The following is a 17,172-nucleotide window of genomic DNA, read 5'->3' on the forward strand; positions in this document are numbered from 1 at the left end:
CGGGGCGTGGGACCGATACTGGTCCCACGCCGCTCCGCGTCGACAGCCGTAACGGGAGACTCGTTGAACGCCGGCCCTACCGCCCGGACTCCTTACCTGCGACTCCAGGCCGACTACATCGGCCGAGTCGGGGTTGAGGTCGGGATCTTCGTCGCCGTCGACCACCTGCGACGCAAGAGCCTGCTCACGCCGGAGGAAGAGGAGCTCTACTTCGACATCGACGACTGGTTCCGCGAGCACCTACCGGAGCCGCCGTTCTACGCGGACGGGAACAGCATCGGCGCGGTCACCTGGTTCAAGCGCGCCGCCGCCGACGCGATGCTCGCCCGTCTGGAGCCGCTGCGCGACCTCCTCACGGTGTACGGCGTGCGGTGCGATCTCGTACGCGCGAGCGACCCCGGGACACTCGTCTACGAGGACGAGTATCAGGTCGGGGTGATCCCCAGAGTCCGGAAGCCCGCGACACCGCTGCCGCCTGGCGTCGTACTCGGACCGACCACCCCAGGCTCCAAGCGGCACCTCGCCCGCCGCCCTGACTGAACCCGCACCTGACTACGGCGCGCCGGACACCTCGAGGTCGGTGAGGTCGGCCATCGACTTCGGCAGGCTGGTCAGCTGGTTGCCGTCCAGGTAGAGCCTGATGAGCGTGGTGAGGTTCCCCATGGATTCCGGCAGGCTGGTGAGCTGGTTGCCGCTCAGGTAGAGCCCGGTGAGCGTGGGGAGGTCTCCGATCCAGTCGGGCAGTTCGGTCAGCTGGTTGTCGCGCAGGTCGAGTTCGGTGAGGGCGGTGAGGTTCCGCATGGACTCCGGCAGGGTGGTCAGCTGGTTGCCGCTCACGTTGAGCCGGGTGAGCGTGGTGAGGTCCGCCAGCCAGTCGGGCAGGTGGGTCAGCTCGTTGTCGCACAGGTAGAGCTCGGTGAGCGCGGAGAGGTTCGCCATCCAGGTGGGCAGGCCGGCCAGCCGGATGTCGTTCAGGTAGAGCCCGGTGAGCGCGGTGAGGTCCCCGATCCAGTCGGGCAGGTGGGTCAGCGGGTTGTCGCCCAGGTAGAGCATGGTGAGGGCGGTGAGGTTCCGCATGGATTGCGGTAGGGCGGTGAGCTGGTTGTCGCTCAGGTAGAGCCTGGTGAGATCGGTCAGGTTTCCGATCCAGTCGGGGAGGCGGGTCAGCTCGTTGCCCATGAGGTCGAGCACGGTGAGTGCGGTGAGGTTCCCCATGGACTCCGGCAGGGCGGTGAGCTGGTTGCCGCTCAGGTAGAGCCCGGTGAGGCCGGTGAAGGCGCCGATCCAGTCGGGGAGGCGGGTCAGCTGGTTGTCGCGCAGGTCGAGTTCGGTGAGGGCGGTGAGGTTCCGCATGGATTCCGGCAGGCCGGTCAGCTGGTTGCCGTCCAGGTCCAGCTCGCTGAGCGCGGTGAGATTCCCGATCCAGGCGGGCAGGGCGGTGAGCTGGTTGCCGTCCAGGTCGAGTCTGGTGAGCGCGGTGAGGCTCCCCATGGCCTCCGGCAGGCCGGTCAGCTGGTTCCAGTCCACGCGAAGCTTGGTCAGCGCGGTGAGGTTTCCGATCCAGCCGGGCAGCACGGACAACTTGTTGACGTGCAGGGAAAGCTCGGTGAGCGCGGTGAGCTCACCCAGCCAGGCCGGTAACTCGGTGAGCTGGTTGTCCGACAGGTCAAGACGGGTCAGCCCGGTGAGATCCCGTACGGAATCGTCCACATGGGTGAGCTCGCGTCCCGACAGATCCAGCGACGTCGCCGCACTGGCTCGGGCGGCCGCGATCACCTCATGAACCGTATCGCCCATCCTCACATGTCCCTTTCCTCATCAATGATCGCCAGGAGCCCTCACCGTCCCGAGCGCTGGCTCCAGTCTCACCCCCCGGCCTCCGATTCGCGGCGTTTTCGAGCGCCGCGAACCTTCCTTCCTTGGGTCGCATCTAACCCAGATGTACGCACGGCACCGAAACAGGTCCAGAAAGGGCACCCCCAGATGCGATCGAAGCTCGCCACGCTGTTCCTCGCGACGATGGCCGCCGGCAGTTGCATTTTCGCCGCCGCCGGACCCGCCTCGGCCTCGGACACCCAGGTCGGCAAGCGTAAATGGATCAGCTCCGAGAGCGGTTGGCAGCGGTCGGGCGTCTTCGTCGAGCCCGGCGACCTCGTGCGCGTGGCCCACGTCGGCGGCAGGTGGACGGTCGACCACCGCAGTTTCCCCTACGTGTCCTCGCGCGGGTACCCCTGGCACATCGACCGCGAGATCTTCCAGGGATGCAAGATCCTCAACCGCCACACGTACGGCACGCTGATCGGCAGGATCAACGGGCACGTCTTCAAGGTCGGCGGCGCGACCACCTTCCGGGTACGCGAGGAAGGCTTCCTGCAGCTGCGCATCAACGACGGCGACGGTTGCCTCGGCGACAACGACGGCGCCGTCCGCGTGAAGGTCTCCATCATCGACGAGGGCTAGGGGGAGTGCCTGACAACTGATCATGGCGCGGAAGCCGAGCAGGCGATGGGCGATGATGTTGCTGATAGGCACCGCCCTCGCGTCGTCGCCGTCCTGCGGGATCGCCGATGAGGAGCGATTCGCGCGCTCCGTGGAGAGCATGGAGCAGGCGGCGCGGATCGCCGGGCCGGGGGGCGGACCGACGGAGAATCCGCAGGAGATCGGCGGCTTCGCCTTCGACGACGTCTATCGAGACGGGGACCGGGTCTACTTCAAACTGGGCGATCACTCCAACGTGGATCCCTACGGCTACGTGTGGAGCCCGAAGACCCCGCCGGCCGACGATCCCGGCGACGCGACGGCGTCGAGCTTCGAGCACATCCAGGGGCACTGGTACCGGTGGAGCGAAAGCTATTGAGCGTCCAGGCCGACCGGCTCCGGCCGGCCTGGACGTCAGTGGATGATCAGACGAGGTCGAACCGGTCCAGGTTCATCACCTTGTCCCACGCGGCGACGAAGTCCTTGGCGAACTTCTCCTTCGCGTCGTCGCTCGCGTAGACCTCCGCGAGCGCGCGCAGCTCGGAGTTCGACCCGAAGATGAGGTCGACCCGGCTGCCGGTCCACTTGACCTCGCCGGTGGCGGAGTCGCGGCCCTCGAACGTGTCCTCCGCCGTCGCCTGCCACGTCGTGCCCAGGTCGAGCAGGTTGACGAAGAAGTCGTTGGTCAGCGACCCGGGGGTCGAAGTGAAGACGCCGAGCGGCGACTGCTGGTAGGTGGCGCCCAGGACGCGGAGGCCGCCGACGAGCACCGTCATCTCGGGAGCGCTCAGGGTCAGCAGGTTCGCCCGGTCGATGAGCAGGAACTCGGCCGGCAGCCGGTTGCCCTTACCGAGGTAGTTGCGGAACCCGTCGGAGGCCGGCTCCAGCGCGACGAACGACTCCACGTCCGTCTGCTCCTGCGAGGCGTCCACGCGGCCCGGCGTGAAGGGCACCTCAAGGTCGAAGCCCGCGTCCTTGGCGGCCTTCTCGACGGCCGCGCAGCCACCGAGCACGATTACGTCGGCCAGCGAGACGCGCTTGCCGCCGGTCTGGGCGGCGTTGAAGGCCTTCTGGACGCCCTCCAGGGTGCCCAGCGTCAGCGCCAGCCGGTCGGGGTCGTTGACCTCCCAGCCGTTCTGCGGCTCCAGGCGGATGCGCGCGCCGTTGGCGCCGCCGCGCTTGTCACCGCCACGGAAGGAGTACGCCGACGCCCACGCGGTCGACACCAGCTGGGAGACCGACAGGCCCGAGGCGAGGAGCTGTGCCTTGAGCGAGGCGATGTCCGCCGCGTCGATGAGCTCGTACGTCACCTCGGGGAGCGGGTCCTGCCACAGCAGCGTCTCGGCCGGCACCTCCGGCCCGAGGTACCGTACGGCCGGGCCCATGTCGCGGTGGGTCAGCTTGAACCAGGCACGGGCGAAGGCGTCCGCGAACTCGTCCGGGTTCGCCAGGAAACGCCGCGAGATCTGGTCGTAGATCGGGTCCACGCGGAGCGCGAGGTCCGTCGTCAGCATCGTCGGCGCGTGGCTCTTCGAGGCATCGTGCGCGTCGGGAACGGTGCCCGCCCCCGCGCCGTCCTTCGGCTTCCACTGGTGTGCGCCGGCGGGGCTCTTGGACAGCTCCCACTCGTAGCCGTACAGGATCTCGAAGAAGCTGTTGTCCCAGGTCACCGGGGTGTTCGTCCACGCACCCTCAAGACCGCTGGTGATCGCGTCGCCGCCCTTGCCGGTGCCGAACGTGCTCCGCCAGCCGAGCCCCTGCTCCTCGATCGAGGCGGCCTCGGGGTCGTCGCCGACGTGGTCCGACGGGCCCGCGCCGTGGGTCTTGCCGAACGTGTGACCGCCCGCGATCAGGGCGACCGTCTCCTCGTCGTTCATCGCCATCCGACGGAACGTCTCACGGATGTCGCGGGCCGAGGCGAGCGGGTCCGGGTTGCCGTTCGGGCCCTCCGGGTTCACGTAGATGAGACCCATCTGAACCGCGGCCAGCGGGTTCTCCAGCTCCCGGTCACCGGAGTAGCGCTCGTCGCCGAGCCAGGTGGACTCCGGGCCCCAGTAGACGTCCTCGTCGGGCTCCCAGACGTCCTCACGACCGCCGGCGAAGCCGAAGGGCTTGAAGCCCATCGTCTCCAGGGCGACGTTGCCGGAAAGGATCAGCAGGTCCGCCCAGGACAGCTTCTTGCCGTACTTCTTCTTGACCGGCCACAGCAGGCGGCGCGCCTTGTCCAGGTTCGCGTTGTCCGGCCAGCTGTTGAGGGGGGCGAAGCGCTGCTGGCCGGCGCTTGCGCCGCCGCGGCCGTCGCTGATCCGGTACGTCCCCGCGCTGTGCCAGGCCATCCGGACGATGAGCGGGCCATAGTGGCCGTAGTCGGCCGGCCACCAGTCCTGCGAGGTGGTCAGCACCTCCGCGATGTCCCGCTTCACGGCGGGGAGGTCCAGGCTGTTGAACGCCTCGGCGTAGTCGAAATCCGCACCGAGGGGGTTGGCCACGGCCGGGTTCTTGGCGAGGACCTTCAGGTTGAGCCGCTCCGGCCACCACTGGCGGTTCCCGCCACCCTGCGTCGGGTGCGGCGCGCGGACCGGGCAGCCGCCTCCGCCCTCCTGCTTCGCGTCGGTGACGATTGCATCATGGTTCTCGGACATGGAATCCTTCCGGGATTTACGGTGCTCAGGCACTGCGGGCGGTGGAACAGGCGGGGCACAGGCCCCAGTAGATGACCTCGGCCTCGTCGATCGAGAAGCCGTGGTCATTGGACGCGGTCAGGCAGGGGATCTCGCCGACCGCGCAGTCGACGTCCGCGACGACACCGCACGAACGGCACACGACGTGGTGGTGGTTGTCCCCGACCCGGCCCTCGAACCGGGCCGGGCTGCCGGCCGGCTCGATGCGCCGTACGAGTCCCGCCGCGGTGAGTGCGTGAAGGGCCTCGTAGACGGCCTGAAGGGAGACATGGCCCACCCGATCGCGCACCCCGGCGGCGAGCGCCTCGACGTCGAGGTGGTCGCCCTTCCGGACGGTCTCGAGCAGCGCGACACGGGCGGCGGTCACCCGCAGGCCCGCACCACGCAGCTCCTCAGCGGTGGTCGGCGTACTGGATGCGGTCATAGGGCCACACCTGCCTACATAAACGTGAATGGTGCAAGATAACGAATAATCCAAGGATAGAGCAGGCTACGTCAACGTCTGTCCTGCTGCGAGCTGGATGCCGATCACCCGCTCGAATCGCCCAGGAGACCAGCCGACCGGCAGCGGTGCGTAAGGCGCCAGCGACCGCATGTCGTACCCGACTGAGCCTTGTGATTGATCCGTGCCACCTGATGACGCCCCATGGGATCAGCGCGTCCAGGCCCTGGTCCAGGTAGAACTGCAGCCAGCGGTACTGACCGTCGAGGTACTTCTCGTGGACCCCGAAGCGTCGTCAGGCGCGGGTGCGGAGCCGGGCGTACGCCGCAGGGGTCGTGCCGACGGCGGCGGTGAAGTCGCGGGTCAGGTGGGCCTGGTCGGTGTAGCCGAGCTCGGTGGCCAGCGTGGCGAGGTCGAGGCCCTCGTAGACCCGCTCCGCGGCCTCGTACAGCCGGAAGCGGCGGATCACCCACTTGGGGCCGATGCCGACATAATCCCGGAACAGTCGCTGCAACGAGCGCACCGACCGTCCCGATCGGGCGGCCAGCTGGTCGACCCTGGTCATGGACACGTCGCTCTCCACCAGCGCGACCAGCGCCTCGGCCTCCTCGACCAGCGGATCCGGCCGCGGCTCCAGGCTCCGCAGGAACATCTCGACGCGCGCGACGGCGGCACGGGGATCGGACTCGGCCAGGACCTGGTCGACCATGGCCGCGCCCGCTGCGCCGTACATGTCGCTGATCTCCACGAAGCCGCCGGTCAGCTCGGAGACGGGGCGGCGCAGGAACGGGCGGAAGCCGCCGGGGCGGAAGCGGGTGCCGAGCGCGCGGCCGCTGCCCCGCATCGTGTAGGAGAAACCGCCTCTGATCACGCCCGCGATCCGGTGGAAGTCGGAAGTGATGGTCATGTTGACCGTGGGGTGGGAGACGATGCGCTGTTCGTACGGCTCGGCGAGATCGGTCCAGGTGACGACCCAGAAGTGGTTCACGAATGCGGAGATCTCGGGTGAGGGTGTGTGGCGGGCGTAGTCGAAGGCCGCCAGTCCGGCGTACGGGTCGACCCAGCCGCGCTGTCGCGTTTCTACAAGCCGCCCTTCGGGCAGGCGGGACACCATGGCTGCCATGGATGACATGATGCCGCTGATGGCGCGCGCCACCGAACGCACCTCTCACGTGGTGCGCGGGGTGCGTGAGGAGCAGTTCGGGACGCCGACGCCGTGCGCGAAGTTCGACGTCAAGGAGCTGATCCACCACCTGGAATGGGTGGCGGATCTGTTCGAGTCGCTGGGCCGGATGGGGCCGCGCGTCGAGCAGGGGCCGTACGCCGGCGACTTCCCCGAACGGGCGGAGCGCACCCTCGCCACCTGGTCACGGCCCGAGGCGTGGGAGGGGACCAGCCCCGGCATGGGCCTGCCGATGGCCACACTGGGTCACATGTACCTCGTCGACCTGGTCGTGCACGGCTGGGAGCTGGCCAGGGCCACGGGCCAGCCGTACGAGCCGGAGCCTGAGGCGGTCTCGCGGGCGCTGGAGTTCACCGGTCAGATGGCGGAGATGGGCAGGCAGCGCGGCGCTTTCGGGCCGCCGGTGGCGGTGCCGGACGACGCCCCTGAGCTCGACCGCCTCCTCGGCATCGTCGGCCGGGATCCGGCCTGGACCCCCTGATCATCCTGCCCGGCAAGACCGGACAACCCCCGCAATCAGCCCATAGGGCGGCCTATGGCGATATTTACCGAGAAATCGGGTCTTTCTGGAAGATCTCTACATATCGTGATCTAGCCCTTGATCACCGCGACGGCCACATGCACACTTGCGCAAGAATCTCCGGTTTACACAGCGTCCTCGGAGGCATGATGGCTCAAGTCAAGCGCATGGCCACGCCGCCACGCCGCCGCTTCGCAGGCTTATCCCCCCTTCCCCCAAGAGCCCTTACAGCAGTCGCCGCCGCGGCTGCTTTTCTCTTGTCCAGCCTGGTGACGCCCCCGGCGCTCGCCGACGAGCCGTCCGCCCAGCAGGCCCCACCGGACACCGCCACCGAGCAGGGCGCCCTGGCTGCGGCCGCGCAGCAGGGCGATCGCGTCGAGGTGGGCTCACTGCGCACCGAGACCCGCACCGTCTACGCCACCTCGGAGGGCAACCTCGTACTGGAGCAGAACGCCCGCCCGATCCGGGTGCGCAAGCAGGGCCGATGGACCCCGGTCGACACCACGCTGCACCGCCTGCCCGACGGCTCGGTCGCGCCCGCCGCCACCGCCGTGGACCTGAGCTTCTCCGGCGGCGGCGACGCCCCGATGGCGAAGGTCGCGCGGGGCGGCAAGTCGCTGGCGCTGAGCTGGCCGGGCGGGCTGCCGGAGCCCGTCCTCGACGGCGCCACCGCCACCTACGCCGACGTGCTCCCCGACGTGGACCTGCAGGTGACGGCCGATGTGGACGGCTTCTCGCACGTGCTCGTCGTGAAGAACAGGCAAGCCGCGTTGAACGGCCGCCTCGACCGGCTTCGTTTTGCGCTCACTACAGAAAACGTTTCCATCAAGCAGGAGCAGGGCGGCGGCATGCAGGCCGTGGACCGGTCGGGCGCGCAGGTGTTCGCCGCGCCCACGCCGCTGATGTGGGGCTCGCCCGCCGACGCGAAGGGCAGCCGGATCGCCCTGGCCAACCGTCCGGGTGAGGGGCCGAACCCGGGCTCCCGGCACGAGGCGATGGGCCTGAAGATCTCCGGCGAGGACCTGACGCTCACCCCTGACAAGGCCATGCTGGCCGACCCGGCCACGAAGTACCCGGTCTACCTCGACCCCTCGGTGTCGGCGGCGCGCGGCGCCTGGACCTCGGTCTGGAAGAAGTACCCGTCCACCAACTACCTCAACTCCAGCGACGTGGCCCGGGTCGGGCACGAGAACGACACCGGAGGGACGAACCGGTCGTTCTTCCAGATGAACACCGGCAGCGCCATCCACGGCAAGCAGATCATCAAGGCGACCCTGCGCATGTACGAGACGTGGGCGTGGTCGTGCACCAAGAAGCCGGTGGAGCTGTGGCTGACCGGTGCCATCAGCAAATCCACCACCTGGAGCAACCAGCCGTCCTGGGCCACGAAGCTGGACACCGAGAACGTCGCCAAGGGCTGGAGCACGTCCTGCCCGGCGGGCGGCGTGGAGTTCGACGCGACGCCGGCGGCGGTCCAGGCGTCGGACAAGAAGTGGTCCAACATCACGATGGGCCTGCGGGCCACGAGCGAGACCGACACGTTCGCGTGGAAGAAGTTCCGCAACAACCCCACGCTCGTCGTCGAGTACAACACCATCCCCACCGCCCCCCTGACCGCCGATGTCTGGTCCGACCCGGGCGGCCCGTGCGTCTCGGGCGACGGCCGGCCGCTGGCCGGGACGGCGACGCCGAAGCTGTGGGCCAAACTGCGCGACGGCGACAACACGGTCAAGGGTCGCTTCGAGTGGTACGCGGACACCACCAAGGTGGGCGAGTTCGTCACCGCCGCCGCGGCTTCGGGCAACGCGTTCACCGCCAGTGTCCCCGCCGGGGCGTTCGCCGACGGCTCGGTGATCAAGTGGCGGGTGCGCGGCGAGGACGGGAAGGCGAACAGCGCGTGGAGCCCGTACTGCGAGATCGGGGTGGACATGACCGCTCCGGGCAGCGAGGCCACCGTGACCTCGCAGCAGTACCCGGAGAACCTGTGGGGTGAGGGGCTGGGCCGTGCCGGGGAGTTCACCTTCGGCGCGAACGGCGTGCCCGACGTGACCTCGTTCCTCTATGGGCTCAACACCAACCCGGCCACCGAGGTGCGCGCCGACACGGCCGGTGGCTCGGCGACGATCCGGCTCACCCCGCTGGAGGAGGGCCCGAACGTGCTGTCGGTGCGCAGCAAGGACGCCGCCGGCAAGCAGGGCCCGATCCGCAGCTACGTGTTCAACGTGCGCCCCGGCACCGGCCCGGTGGGCTACTGGCGGCTCGACGAGGGCTCCGGCGTGACCGCGGGCGACGAGGCGGGCTCCCACCCGGCGGCGCTCGGCGGCGCCACCTGGAGCGAGGGCCGGGCCGGCAAGGCGCTGCGCTTCGCCGGCGCGGGCCAGCACGCCACGACCTCCGCGGGCGTCGCGCCGACCGAGCAGAACGTCGCGGTCTCGGCGTGGGTGCGGCTGTCGTCGCTGCCGGCGGGCAACGCCGCCGCGGTGAGCCAGGCCGGGCAGGACAACAGCGGCTTCTGGCTCGGATATCACGGCAGCGTCAAGTCGTGGACGTTCATGATGAACAACCCCGGCGGCACCTCCCGGACCGTCTGGGTGGACAACCCCGCGATCGTCCCCGTCGCGGGCGAGTGGACACACCTGGCGGGCGTGTACGACTCCGCCACCCGGTCGATGTTCCTGTACGTGAACGGCCGGCTCGCCGGCGGGCCGGTGGCGTACCACGGAGGGGCGGGACCGGCGACGGCGGTGCAGTTCGGGCAGGCCCTCTACCAGGGCAGGCAGACCGACCCGTGGCCGGGCGAGGTGGACGAGGTCCGGGTGCACGACCGGGCGCTGGCCGATGAGGAGGTGGTCATGCTGGTCAACCACGCGGCCACGCTCACCGGCCACTGGCGGCTGGACGAGGAGACCGGCACGGCCGCCGCCGACGCGGCGAACCGCACCGGCCCGCTCACCCTCGGCCCCGGAGCCTCGTGGACGGACGGCTGGCTCGACGGGGCGCTCGCGCTCGACGGAACCACCGGCCACGCGCAGGCGCCGGGGCCGGCGATGCGCACGGACGACAGCTTCACCGTCACGGCGTGGGTGCAGCTCGACTCGCTGCCGGCGGCCGACGCGGCCGCGGTGGCCCAGAACGGGAACCGGGCCAGCGGCTTCACGCTCGGCTACGCCGCGCAGGGGCCGCGCTGGTCCTTCGGCATGGCGGACACCGACGCGGACGGCGCTCCGGTGACCCGCACCCACTCCGACACCGTCCCGTTCGCCATGGAATGGGCGCACGTCGCGGGCGTGTACGACGCGCTCGCCAAGAAGCTGCGCGTCTATGTGGGCGGGCAGCTCGTCGCCACCACCGAAGTGGACCACCTGAGCAACTGGAACTCCACCGGGCCGCTGCAACTCGGCCGGGCCCTGCACGACGGGGCGGTCACCGGGCAATGGCCCGGGATCGTCGATGACGTACGCACCTATCAGGGCGCGTTGAGCGACGAGAACGTCGCCCGGCTCGCCGCCGAATGACCCTCCCACCGGCGGAGCCGTGCCCTGGCTCCGCCGGACCGGCCGCACCCGCATGCCCGAACCCTGGACGGTGAGGATGTACGACCCTGAGGACCTCCCGGAGCCCGATCGTTCGACCTTCCTGATCTTCGAGTGGTACCCGCGTAAGTTCCGCTGGTTCGTCCGGGCCTGCGCGGCCATCGCGGTGCTGATCGTGGTACCGCTCGTGTACGCCATGCCGGCCCAGGCCGCCCCAAGGGAACGGCCGGAGGTGCAGAAGGAGGAGCCGGTTCCCGGCAAGCCGGTCCCCGTGCTGCCCAAGGCGAAAGACGCCGCGGCCGAGCGGGCGCTCAAGGCGGCCCCGGCCGTGGCCTGGCCGAAACCGGGCACGGCCGAGGTGACGCCGGGCGGCGCCAAGGCCGGCTCGCTGCCGGTCAGTCTGGCCGCTCCCGAGAACGCGGAGGCCAGACGGGCCCAGCCGCCGCCGGAACGGGTCAAGGTGGAGATCCTCGACCGGGCCAAGACGCCCGCCGTCGACGGTGTCGCGCTGCGCCTGTCCCAGGGGCAGGACGCCGGCAGAGGCGGCCGGGCCCAGGTCGAGCTGGACTACTCGGGCTTCCGGCAGGCGTTCGGCGGTGACTACGCCGCGCGGCTGGAACTCGTCGAACTGCCCGACTGCGCGCTCACGGACACGGGGGCGTCCTGCCCCGAGCCGAAGCCGGTGCCGGCCGAGAACGACGTCAAGGCCGGCACCCTCACCGCCGACGTGGAGGTCGCCGCCTCCGGCTCCCGGCTGTACGCGCTGACCGCCGCCGCCTCGGGCGCCTCGGGCGACTACTCCGCCACCTCACTGGCGCCGTCGTCGAAGTGGAGCGTCGGACCCCAGTCGGGCGACTTCAGCTGGAACCACCCGATGCGGGCGCCGCCGTCGATCGGCGGCGAGGAGCCCGTGATCAGCCTGAACTACTCCTCGCAGAGCGTGGACGGCCGCACCTCGGCCACCAACAACCAGGTGTCCTGGGCGGGCGAGGGCTTCGACCTGACCCCGGGCGGCTACGTCGAGCGCCGCTACAAGTCCTGCATGGCCGACGGCCGCAAGACCGGTGACCTGTGCTGGGACCACGACAACGCCACGCTGATGCTGAACGGCTCGGCCGTGGAGCTGGTCAAGGACGCCACGACGAAGGCCTGGCGGCCCAAGCGCGACGACGGCACCCGGATCGAGCTGCTCACCGGCGCCACGAACGGCGACAACAACGGCGAATACTGGCGGCTCACCACGACCGACGGCACCCAGTACCACTTCGGCCTGAACCGGCTGCCCGGCTGGGCCTCCGGCAAGCCGGAGACGAAGTCCGCCTGGACGGTGCCGGTGTTCGGCAACGAGGCCGGCGAGCCGTGCCACGACTCCACACCCGCGAACGCGTGGTGCCAGCAGGCCTGGCGGTGGAACCTGGACTACAGCGTGGACCGGCACGGCAACGCCACCACCCACTGGTACGCCACCGAGACCAACCACTACGGCCGCAACGAGAAGCCCGAGCTGGGGACCGCCTACGTCAGAGGCGGCTACCTGACCCGCATCGACTACGGCTACCGCTCGGCCGAGCTGTTCACCGGCGCGCCGGCGGCGCGGGTCGCGTTCACCGTGGCCGAGCGGTGCGTGCCGAGCGGCAGCATCACCTGCGAGCCGGGCCAGCTCACCAAGGACACGGCCAACCACTGGCCGGATGTCCCCTTCGACCGCAAGTGCGACGCGGGCGAGACGTGCAAGGACCGGCTGTCCCCGACGTTCTGGACCCGTAAGCGGCTGGCGAAGGTGACCACCGAGGTCCGCTCCGGCACGGGGTACCAGGACGTGGACTCCTGGACCCTGACCCACTCCTTCCCCGCCACGGGCGACGGCCTGAGCCCGGCGTTGTGGCTGAACTCCGTCCAGCACACCGGCCACGTCCGCGGCACCGTGACGCTGCCGAAGGTGACCTTCGCCGGCGTTCAGCTGAAGAACCGGGTGGACACCGACGAGGGCCGCGCCCCGCTGTACAAGTGGCGCGTCCAGTCGATCAACACCGAGGCCGGCGCGGAGATCCGGGTCAACTACGCGCCCGAGGAGTGCACGCCGGGGAACCCGCCCGCGGCCGACAGCAACACCAAGCGCTGCTTCCCGCAGCGGTGGGCGCCCCAGGACGAGATGCAGGTCCTGGACTGGTTCCACAAGTACGTCGTCGCGCAGACCGTGGAGATCGACAGGACCGCCCGCTCCCCGTGGATGGTCACCGACTTCGAGTACCTCGACGGGGCCGCCTGGCGGTACGCCGAGCACATCCTGATCAAACCCAAGGAGCGCACCTGGTCCGACTGGCGCGGCTACGCCCGAGTCCGGGTACGGCAGGGCGACGGCCAGGACGGGCCGCGCACGATGGTCGAGCACCGCTACTACCGGGGCATGCACGGCGACCGGCTGGACAGCGGAAGCCGTAAGGACGTCAAGGTCACCGACAGCGAGGGCAAGGCGCGCGACGACCACGACCAGCTCGCCGGGGCGGACCTGGAGACGATCGTGTACGACGGGGACGGCGGCAAGATGCTGTCGGCCACCGTCGAGGAGCCCTGGTGGCGCAAGACGGCCGAGTTCACGTTCGAGGGCGTGACGAAGACCGCACACCTGGTGCAGTCCGCGAAGATGACCACCCGGGACCTGAAGGAGGACGGCACCTGGCGGCGCACCGCCGAGGAGCGCGCCTACGACGAGCACGGCATGATCACCCAGGTGGGCGACCTCGGCGACGTGGCCGATCCGGCCGACGACATCTGCACCCGCAACACCTACACCCGTGACACGGGCACGTGGATGCTCGACTTCGTCAGCCGGGTCGAGACGGTGGGCAGAGCGTGTTCGGCCGAGCCGCAACGGCCCGCCGACGTGCTGTCGGACGAACGGTTCCACTTCGACGGCCGGGCGTTCGGGCAGCCGCCGGTGCGCGGCGACGTGACCCGCGAAGAGGAGCTGGCCTCCTACGACGGGACCACCCCGAGGTACGTCCTGGACGTGGCACACGGTTACGACGCCTACGGCCGCGTCACGTCGGAGACCGACGCGGCGGGCGGCTCGACCACCACCGCGTACGTGCCGGCCTCGGGCGCACAGGCGACCGAGGTGCGCTCCACCAACCCGCTGGGCCACGCCGACGTCACCTACGTCGACCCGGCCTGGGGCGAGCCGGTCGCCGAGGAGGACGAGAACGGCCGTCGCACCGACCTGGAGCACGACGCCCTCGGGCGGCTGGTCAAGGTGTGGCAGCACGACCGCGACAAGGCCGCGGGCCAGTCGCCCAACACCGAGTACTCCTACCAGATCCGTACCGACGGCCCGAACATCGTCACCAGCAGGACACTCGCCACCACCGGCGAGTACATCGTCAGCCACGAGCTCTACGACGGCCTGCTGCGCCCGCGCCAGACCCAGGAGCCCGCGCCCGGCGGCGGGCGGGTCGTCACCGACACCTTCCACAACTCCATCGGCGAGGTGGCCAAGTCCAACGAGGGCTACTACGCCACCGGCGACGCCAGCACGCAGCTGCTGGGCGTGGCGGACGACGACGTCGCCGGCCAGGTCGTGTCCAGCTTCGACGGGACCGGCGAGCTGGTCACCCAGAGCTACCGCGTCAAGGGCCAGGAGCAGTGGAAGACGTCCGTCCGGCGCGCGGCCGACAGGTCGCACGTGACCCCGCCGCCCGGCGGGAGCGCCGCCACCGTCCTGTCCGACGCCGAGGGCCGGATGGTGGAGCAGCGCCTGTACAAGGGCACGACCCCGGCAGGAGAGTACGCGACCACCAAGTACACCTACGACAAGGCGGGCCGGCTCGCCTCGGTGACCGACTCCGCGGGCAACACCTGGCGGCACCACTACGACCTGCGCGACCGCGAGGTCAAGACGGAGGACCCGGACAAGGGCGTCACCACCCGCATGTTCAACGACCTGGACGAGGAGGTCTCCAGCACCGACGCGCGCGGACGCACCCTGACGCACACCTACGACGCGCTCGGGCGGATGACCTCGACCCGCGAGGGCACGACCACGCTGGCCGAATGGCGCTACGACGCGCTGGCCAAGGGCCACCTGAACGAGTCCATCCGGTACGTGGGCGGGCAGGCGTACGCGGCGAAGATCGAGGCGATCGACCGGGAGTACCGCACGCTCCGGCAGAGCGTCACGGTCCCCGAGCGTGAGGGCCAGCTCGCCGGCACGTACGTCTTCAACACCCGGTACACGGCCGACGACCAGGTGCAGTCCATCACGTTCCCCGCGGCCGGCGGCCTCCCGGACGAGACCGTGACCTACGGCTACGACGAGCTCCGCCAGCCCACGAAGGTCGAGGGGCTGTCCACGTACGTCACCGACGCCCGCTACAGCAAGCTCGGCGAGACGCTGCAGTACGAGCTCAGCACGGGCGGGCCCAAGAGCTGGCTGACCCGCACCCATGAGGAGGGCACCAGGAGGCTGATCAGGTCGCAACTCGACCGGGACGTCGGCACCTCCTCCGACCTGGACCTGCGCTACACCTACGACGCCATCGGCAACATCACCCGCATCGCCGACCGTGACGTGGACACCCAGTGCTTCACCTACGATCCGCTGCGCCGCCTCACCGCCGCGTGGACCGCCACCGACGCCTGCGCCTCCGGCGCGCCCCGCTCGGACCTGATCGGCGGCGCCGCGCCGTACGCCACCAGCTATGCCTACGACTCCACCGGAAACCGTACGAAGGAGACCCACCACGCGTTCGGCGGCCGGGCGGAGACCGTCCGCGACTACGTCTACCCGAGCCCCGGCCAGCCCCGCCCGCACGCGCTCACTTCGGTCACCCCCACCGGGCCCGGCCAGCCGTCCGCCTACGAGTACGACGCGGCGGGCAACACGATCACCCGCAGGACCGGGACCGCCGAACAGCGGCTCGCCTGGGACGCCGAAGGCAACCTGGAGTCGGTGACCGAAGGCGGCACGACCACCTCGTTCGTCTACGACGCCGACGGCGACCGGCTGCTCCGCAAGACCCCCACGGACACCACCCTGTACGTGGACGACATGGAGCTGCGGCTGGACCACGCCAAGAAGGTCGTGGACGGCACCCGCTACTACACGGTCAACGGTGAGGCCGTCGCGGTCCGCACCTCCGCGGGCAAGGTCTACTTCTTCGCCGGCGACCACCACGGCACCGCCCACGCCGCCATCGACGCCCAGACCGGCGAACTCGCCATCCGCAGGCAGACCCCGTTCGGCGCCGACCGGGGCGCGCCACCGCCCTGGTGGCCCGGCGAGCGGGGCTTCGTCGGCGGAACCGTCGACCCGACCACCAAACTCGTGCACCTGGGCGCCCGCGAGTACGACCCGGCGATCGGCCGGTTCCTGTCCGTGGACCCGGTCATCGACGAGGCCGACCCGCAGCAGATGAACGGGTACGCCTACGCCAACAACAGCCCGGTCTCCATGACCGACCCCGACGGGCAGCTCTTCTGGTTCGCGGCCGGCATCGCGCTGCGGATCGCCCTGCGGGCCGCCGCCCGGCGCGCCGCCCAAGCCGCCGCCCGACGAGCCGCCGAGGCCGCCGCCCGGCGCGCGGCCCTGGCAGCCGCACGACGACGGGCCGCCGAGATCGCCCGGCGCAAGGCCATCGAAGCGGCCAAGAAACGGGCCGCGGAGCTGGCCAGGAAGAAGGCCGCCGCGGAGGCCAAGAAGAAGGCCATGGAGAAGGCCAAGAAGGCCGCCGAGGCCGCCGTCCGCCGCAAGGCGGCAGCGGCCCGCGCCCGAGCCGCGGCGGCCCGGGCCCGAGCCAGAGCCATCGCCTCGCGGGCCCGCGCGGCAGCGGCCCGAGCCCGCGCCAAAGCGGCGCAGAAGATCAAACGCGCGGTCACCCGGCGCGCCAAACCCGCCCGAGCCAGACCGAACCACCGGCCCACCACCCGCCGCGCCCAACAGCGCTCGACCCCGCCCAAGGCCCAGCGAAATCCCTCGACGAACAACCAGGTCCAGCCACGGAGAGGGCTGTCCGACTCGCAGAAACGCTCGATCGACGAACAGATGGGAGTGCGCCGGTACGACTCCAGCGAGCTGAGGTCGTACAGCCAGACCCAGCGCCCCGCGAAGGACTACGTGCCGCACCAGGGCACCGGGAACAGCCCCGGCTACACGCGGTACCGGTCCGACACTCCGCGTAGCGGGAAGGGCGGGAGGACCTGGCTCTGGTACATCTGGGAGGTCTTCAGGCCACCCGCCGGCCCCTGACCATCCGGCGCCCGGCCCGGCACCCTTGCCGGACCGGGCCCCTCACCCGTCACGGGGTGGGCCACCCACGCCCATCCCGTGACGGGGAGAC

Annotated in this window: 10 protein-coding genes; 6 read left to right on the forward strand and 4 right to left on the reverse strand. The window is 70.4% G+C overall.

Annotated features, from left to right (window positions below; genetic code table 11):
• Positions 1–63: 63 nt before the first annotated feature.
• Positions 64–540: a hypothetical protein gene (locus ACIBQX_RS38960; protein ID WP_397013620.1), complete on the forward strand. Its 477-nt coding sequence runs from the start codon at positions 64–66 to the stop codon at positions 538–540.
• Between the two features lie 12 nt (positions 541–552).
• Here the strand turns inward: ACIBQX_RS38960 and ACIBQX_RS38965 are convergent, their stop codons facing one another.
• Positions 553–1,776: a leucine-rich repeat domain-containing protein gene (locus ACIBQX_RS38965; RefSeq protein ID WP_397013621.1), complete on the reverse strand. Its 1,224-nt coding sequence runs from the start codon at positions 1,774–1,776 to the stop codon at positions 553–555.
• Positions 1,777–1,983: 207 nt separating this feature from the next.
• On the opposite strand from ACIBQX_RS38965, the gene ACIBQX_RS38970 reads away from it, so the two are divergent.
• Entirely contained in the window at positions 1,984–2,460 is a 477-nt protein-coding gene (locus tag ACIBQX_RS38970) for a hypothetical protein (RefSeq protein WP_397013622.1), read from the forward strand.
• Positions 2,461–2,512: 52 nt separating this feature from the next.
• Positions 2,513–2,857 carry a hypothetical protein gene (locus ACIBQX_RS38975; RefSeq protein WP_397013623.1) on the forward strand — a complete coding sequence of 115 codons (345 nt, stop codon included), beginning with the start codon at positions 2,513–2,515 and terminating at the stop codon, positions 2,855–2,857.
• 46 nt (positions 2,858–2,903) lie between these two features.
• On the opposite strand, the gene katG is transcribed toward ACIBQX_RS38975, so the two are convergent.
• The 3 genes from katG to ACIBQX_RS38990 form a co-directional block, all read right to left on the reverse strand.
• The gene (gene katG, locus ACIBQX_RS38980) at positions 2,904–5,228 is read right to left on the reverse strand and encodes a catalase/peroxidase HPI (protein ID WP_397013624.1); all 2,325 of its coding nucleotides are present in this window, start codon (positions 5,226–5,228) and stop codon (positions 2,904–2,906) included.
• On the reverse strand, positions 5,146–5,583 hold the full coding sequence (locus ACIBQX_RS38985) for a Fur family transcriptional regulator (RefSeq protein ID WP_397013625.1): 438 nt from the start codon (positions 5,581–5,583) through the stop codon (positions 5,146–5,148). Before ACIBQX_RS38985 ends, katG begins: the two co-directional genes overlap by 83 nt.
• 313 nt (positions 5,584–5,896) lie before the next feature.
• Positions 5,897–6,724 (reverse strand): DUF6597 domain-containing transcriptional factor, encoded by an 828-nt coding sequence (locus tag ACIBQX_RS38990; protein ID WP_397013626.1) that lies wholly within the window; start codon positions 6,722–6,724, stop codon positions 5,897–5,899.
• Between ACIBQX_RS38990 and ACIBQX_RS38995 the strand changes: the two genes are divergently transcribed.
• The 3 genes from ACIBQX_RS38995 to ACIBQX_RS39005 all read left to right on the forward strand — a co-directional run bounded on the left by ACIBQX_RS38995 (position 6,723) and on the right by ACIBQX_RS39005 (position 17,081).
• Positions 6,723–7,265, forward strand: a complete 543-nt coding sequence (locus ACIBQX_RS38995) for a TIGR03086 family metal-binding protein (RefSeq protein ID WP_397013627.1) — start codon at positions 6,723–6,725, stop codon at positions 7,263–7,265. The two genes, ACIBQX_RS38990 and ACIBQX_RS38995, sit on opposite strands and share 2 nt — an antisense overlap.
• Before the next feature lie 296 nt (positions 7,266–7,561).
• Positions 7,562–10,819: a LamG-like jellyroll fold domain-containing protein gene (locus tag ACIBQX_RS39000; RefSeq protein ID WP_397013628.1), complete on the forward strand. Its 3,258-nt coding sequence runs from the start codon at positions 7,562–7,564 to the stop codon at positions 10,817–10,819.
• A 76-nt stretch (positions 10,820–10,895) separates the two neighbouring features.
• The gene (locus ACIBQX_RS39005; RefSeq protein ID WP_397013629.1) at positions 10,896–17,081 is read left to right on the forward strand and encodes an RHS repeat-associated core domain-containing protein; all 6,186 of its coding nucleotides are present in this window, start codon (positions 10,896–10,898) and stop codon (positions 17,079–17,081) included.
• The last annotated feature ends 91 nt before the right edge of the window (positions 17,082–17,172 follow it).

The organism is Nonomuraea sp. NPDC049714 (assembly GCF_044465295.1).
Taxonomy (GTDB): Bacteria; Actinomycetota; Actinomycetes; order Streptosporangiales; family Streptosporangiaceae; genus Nonomuraea.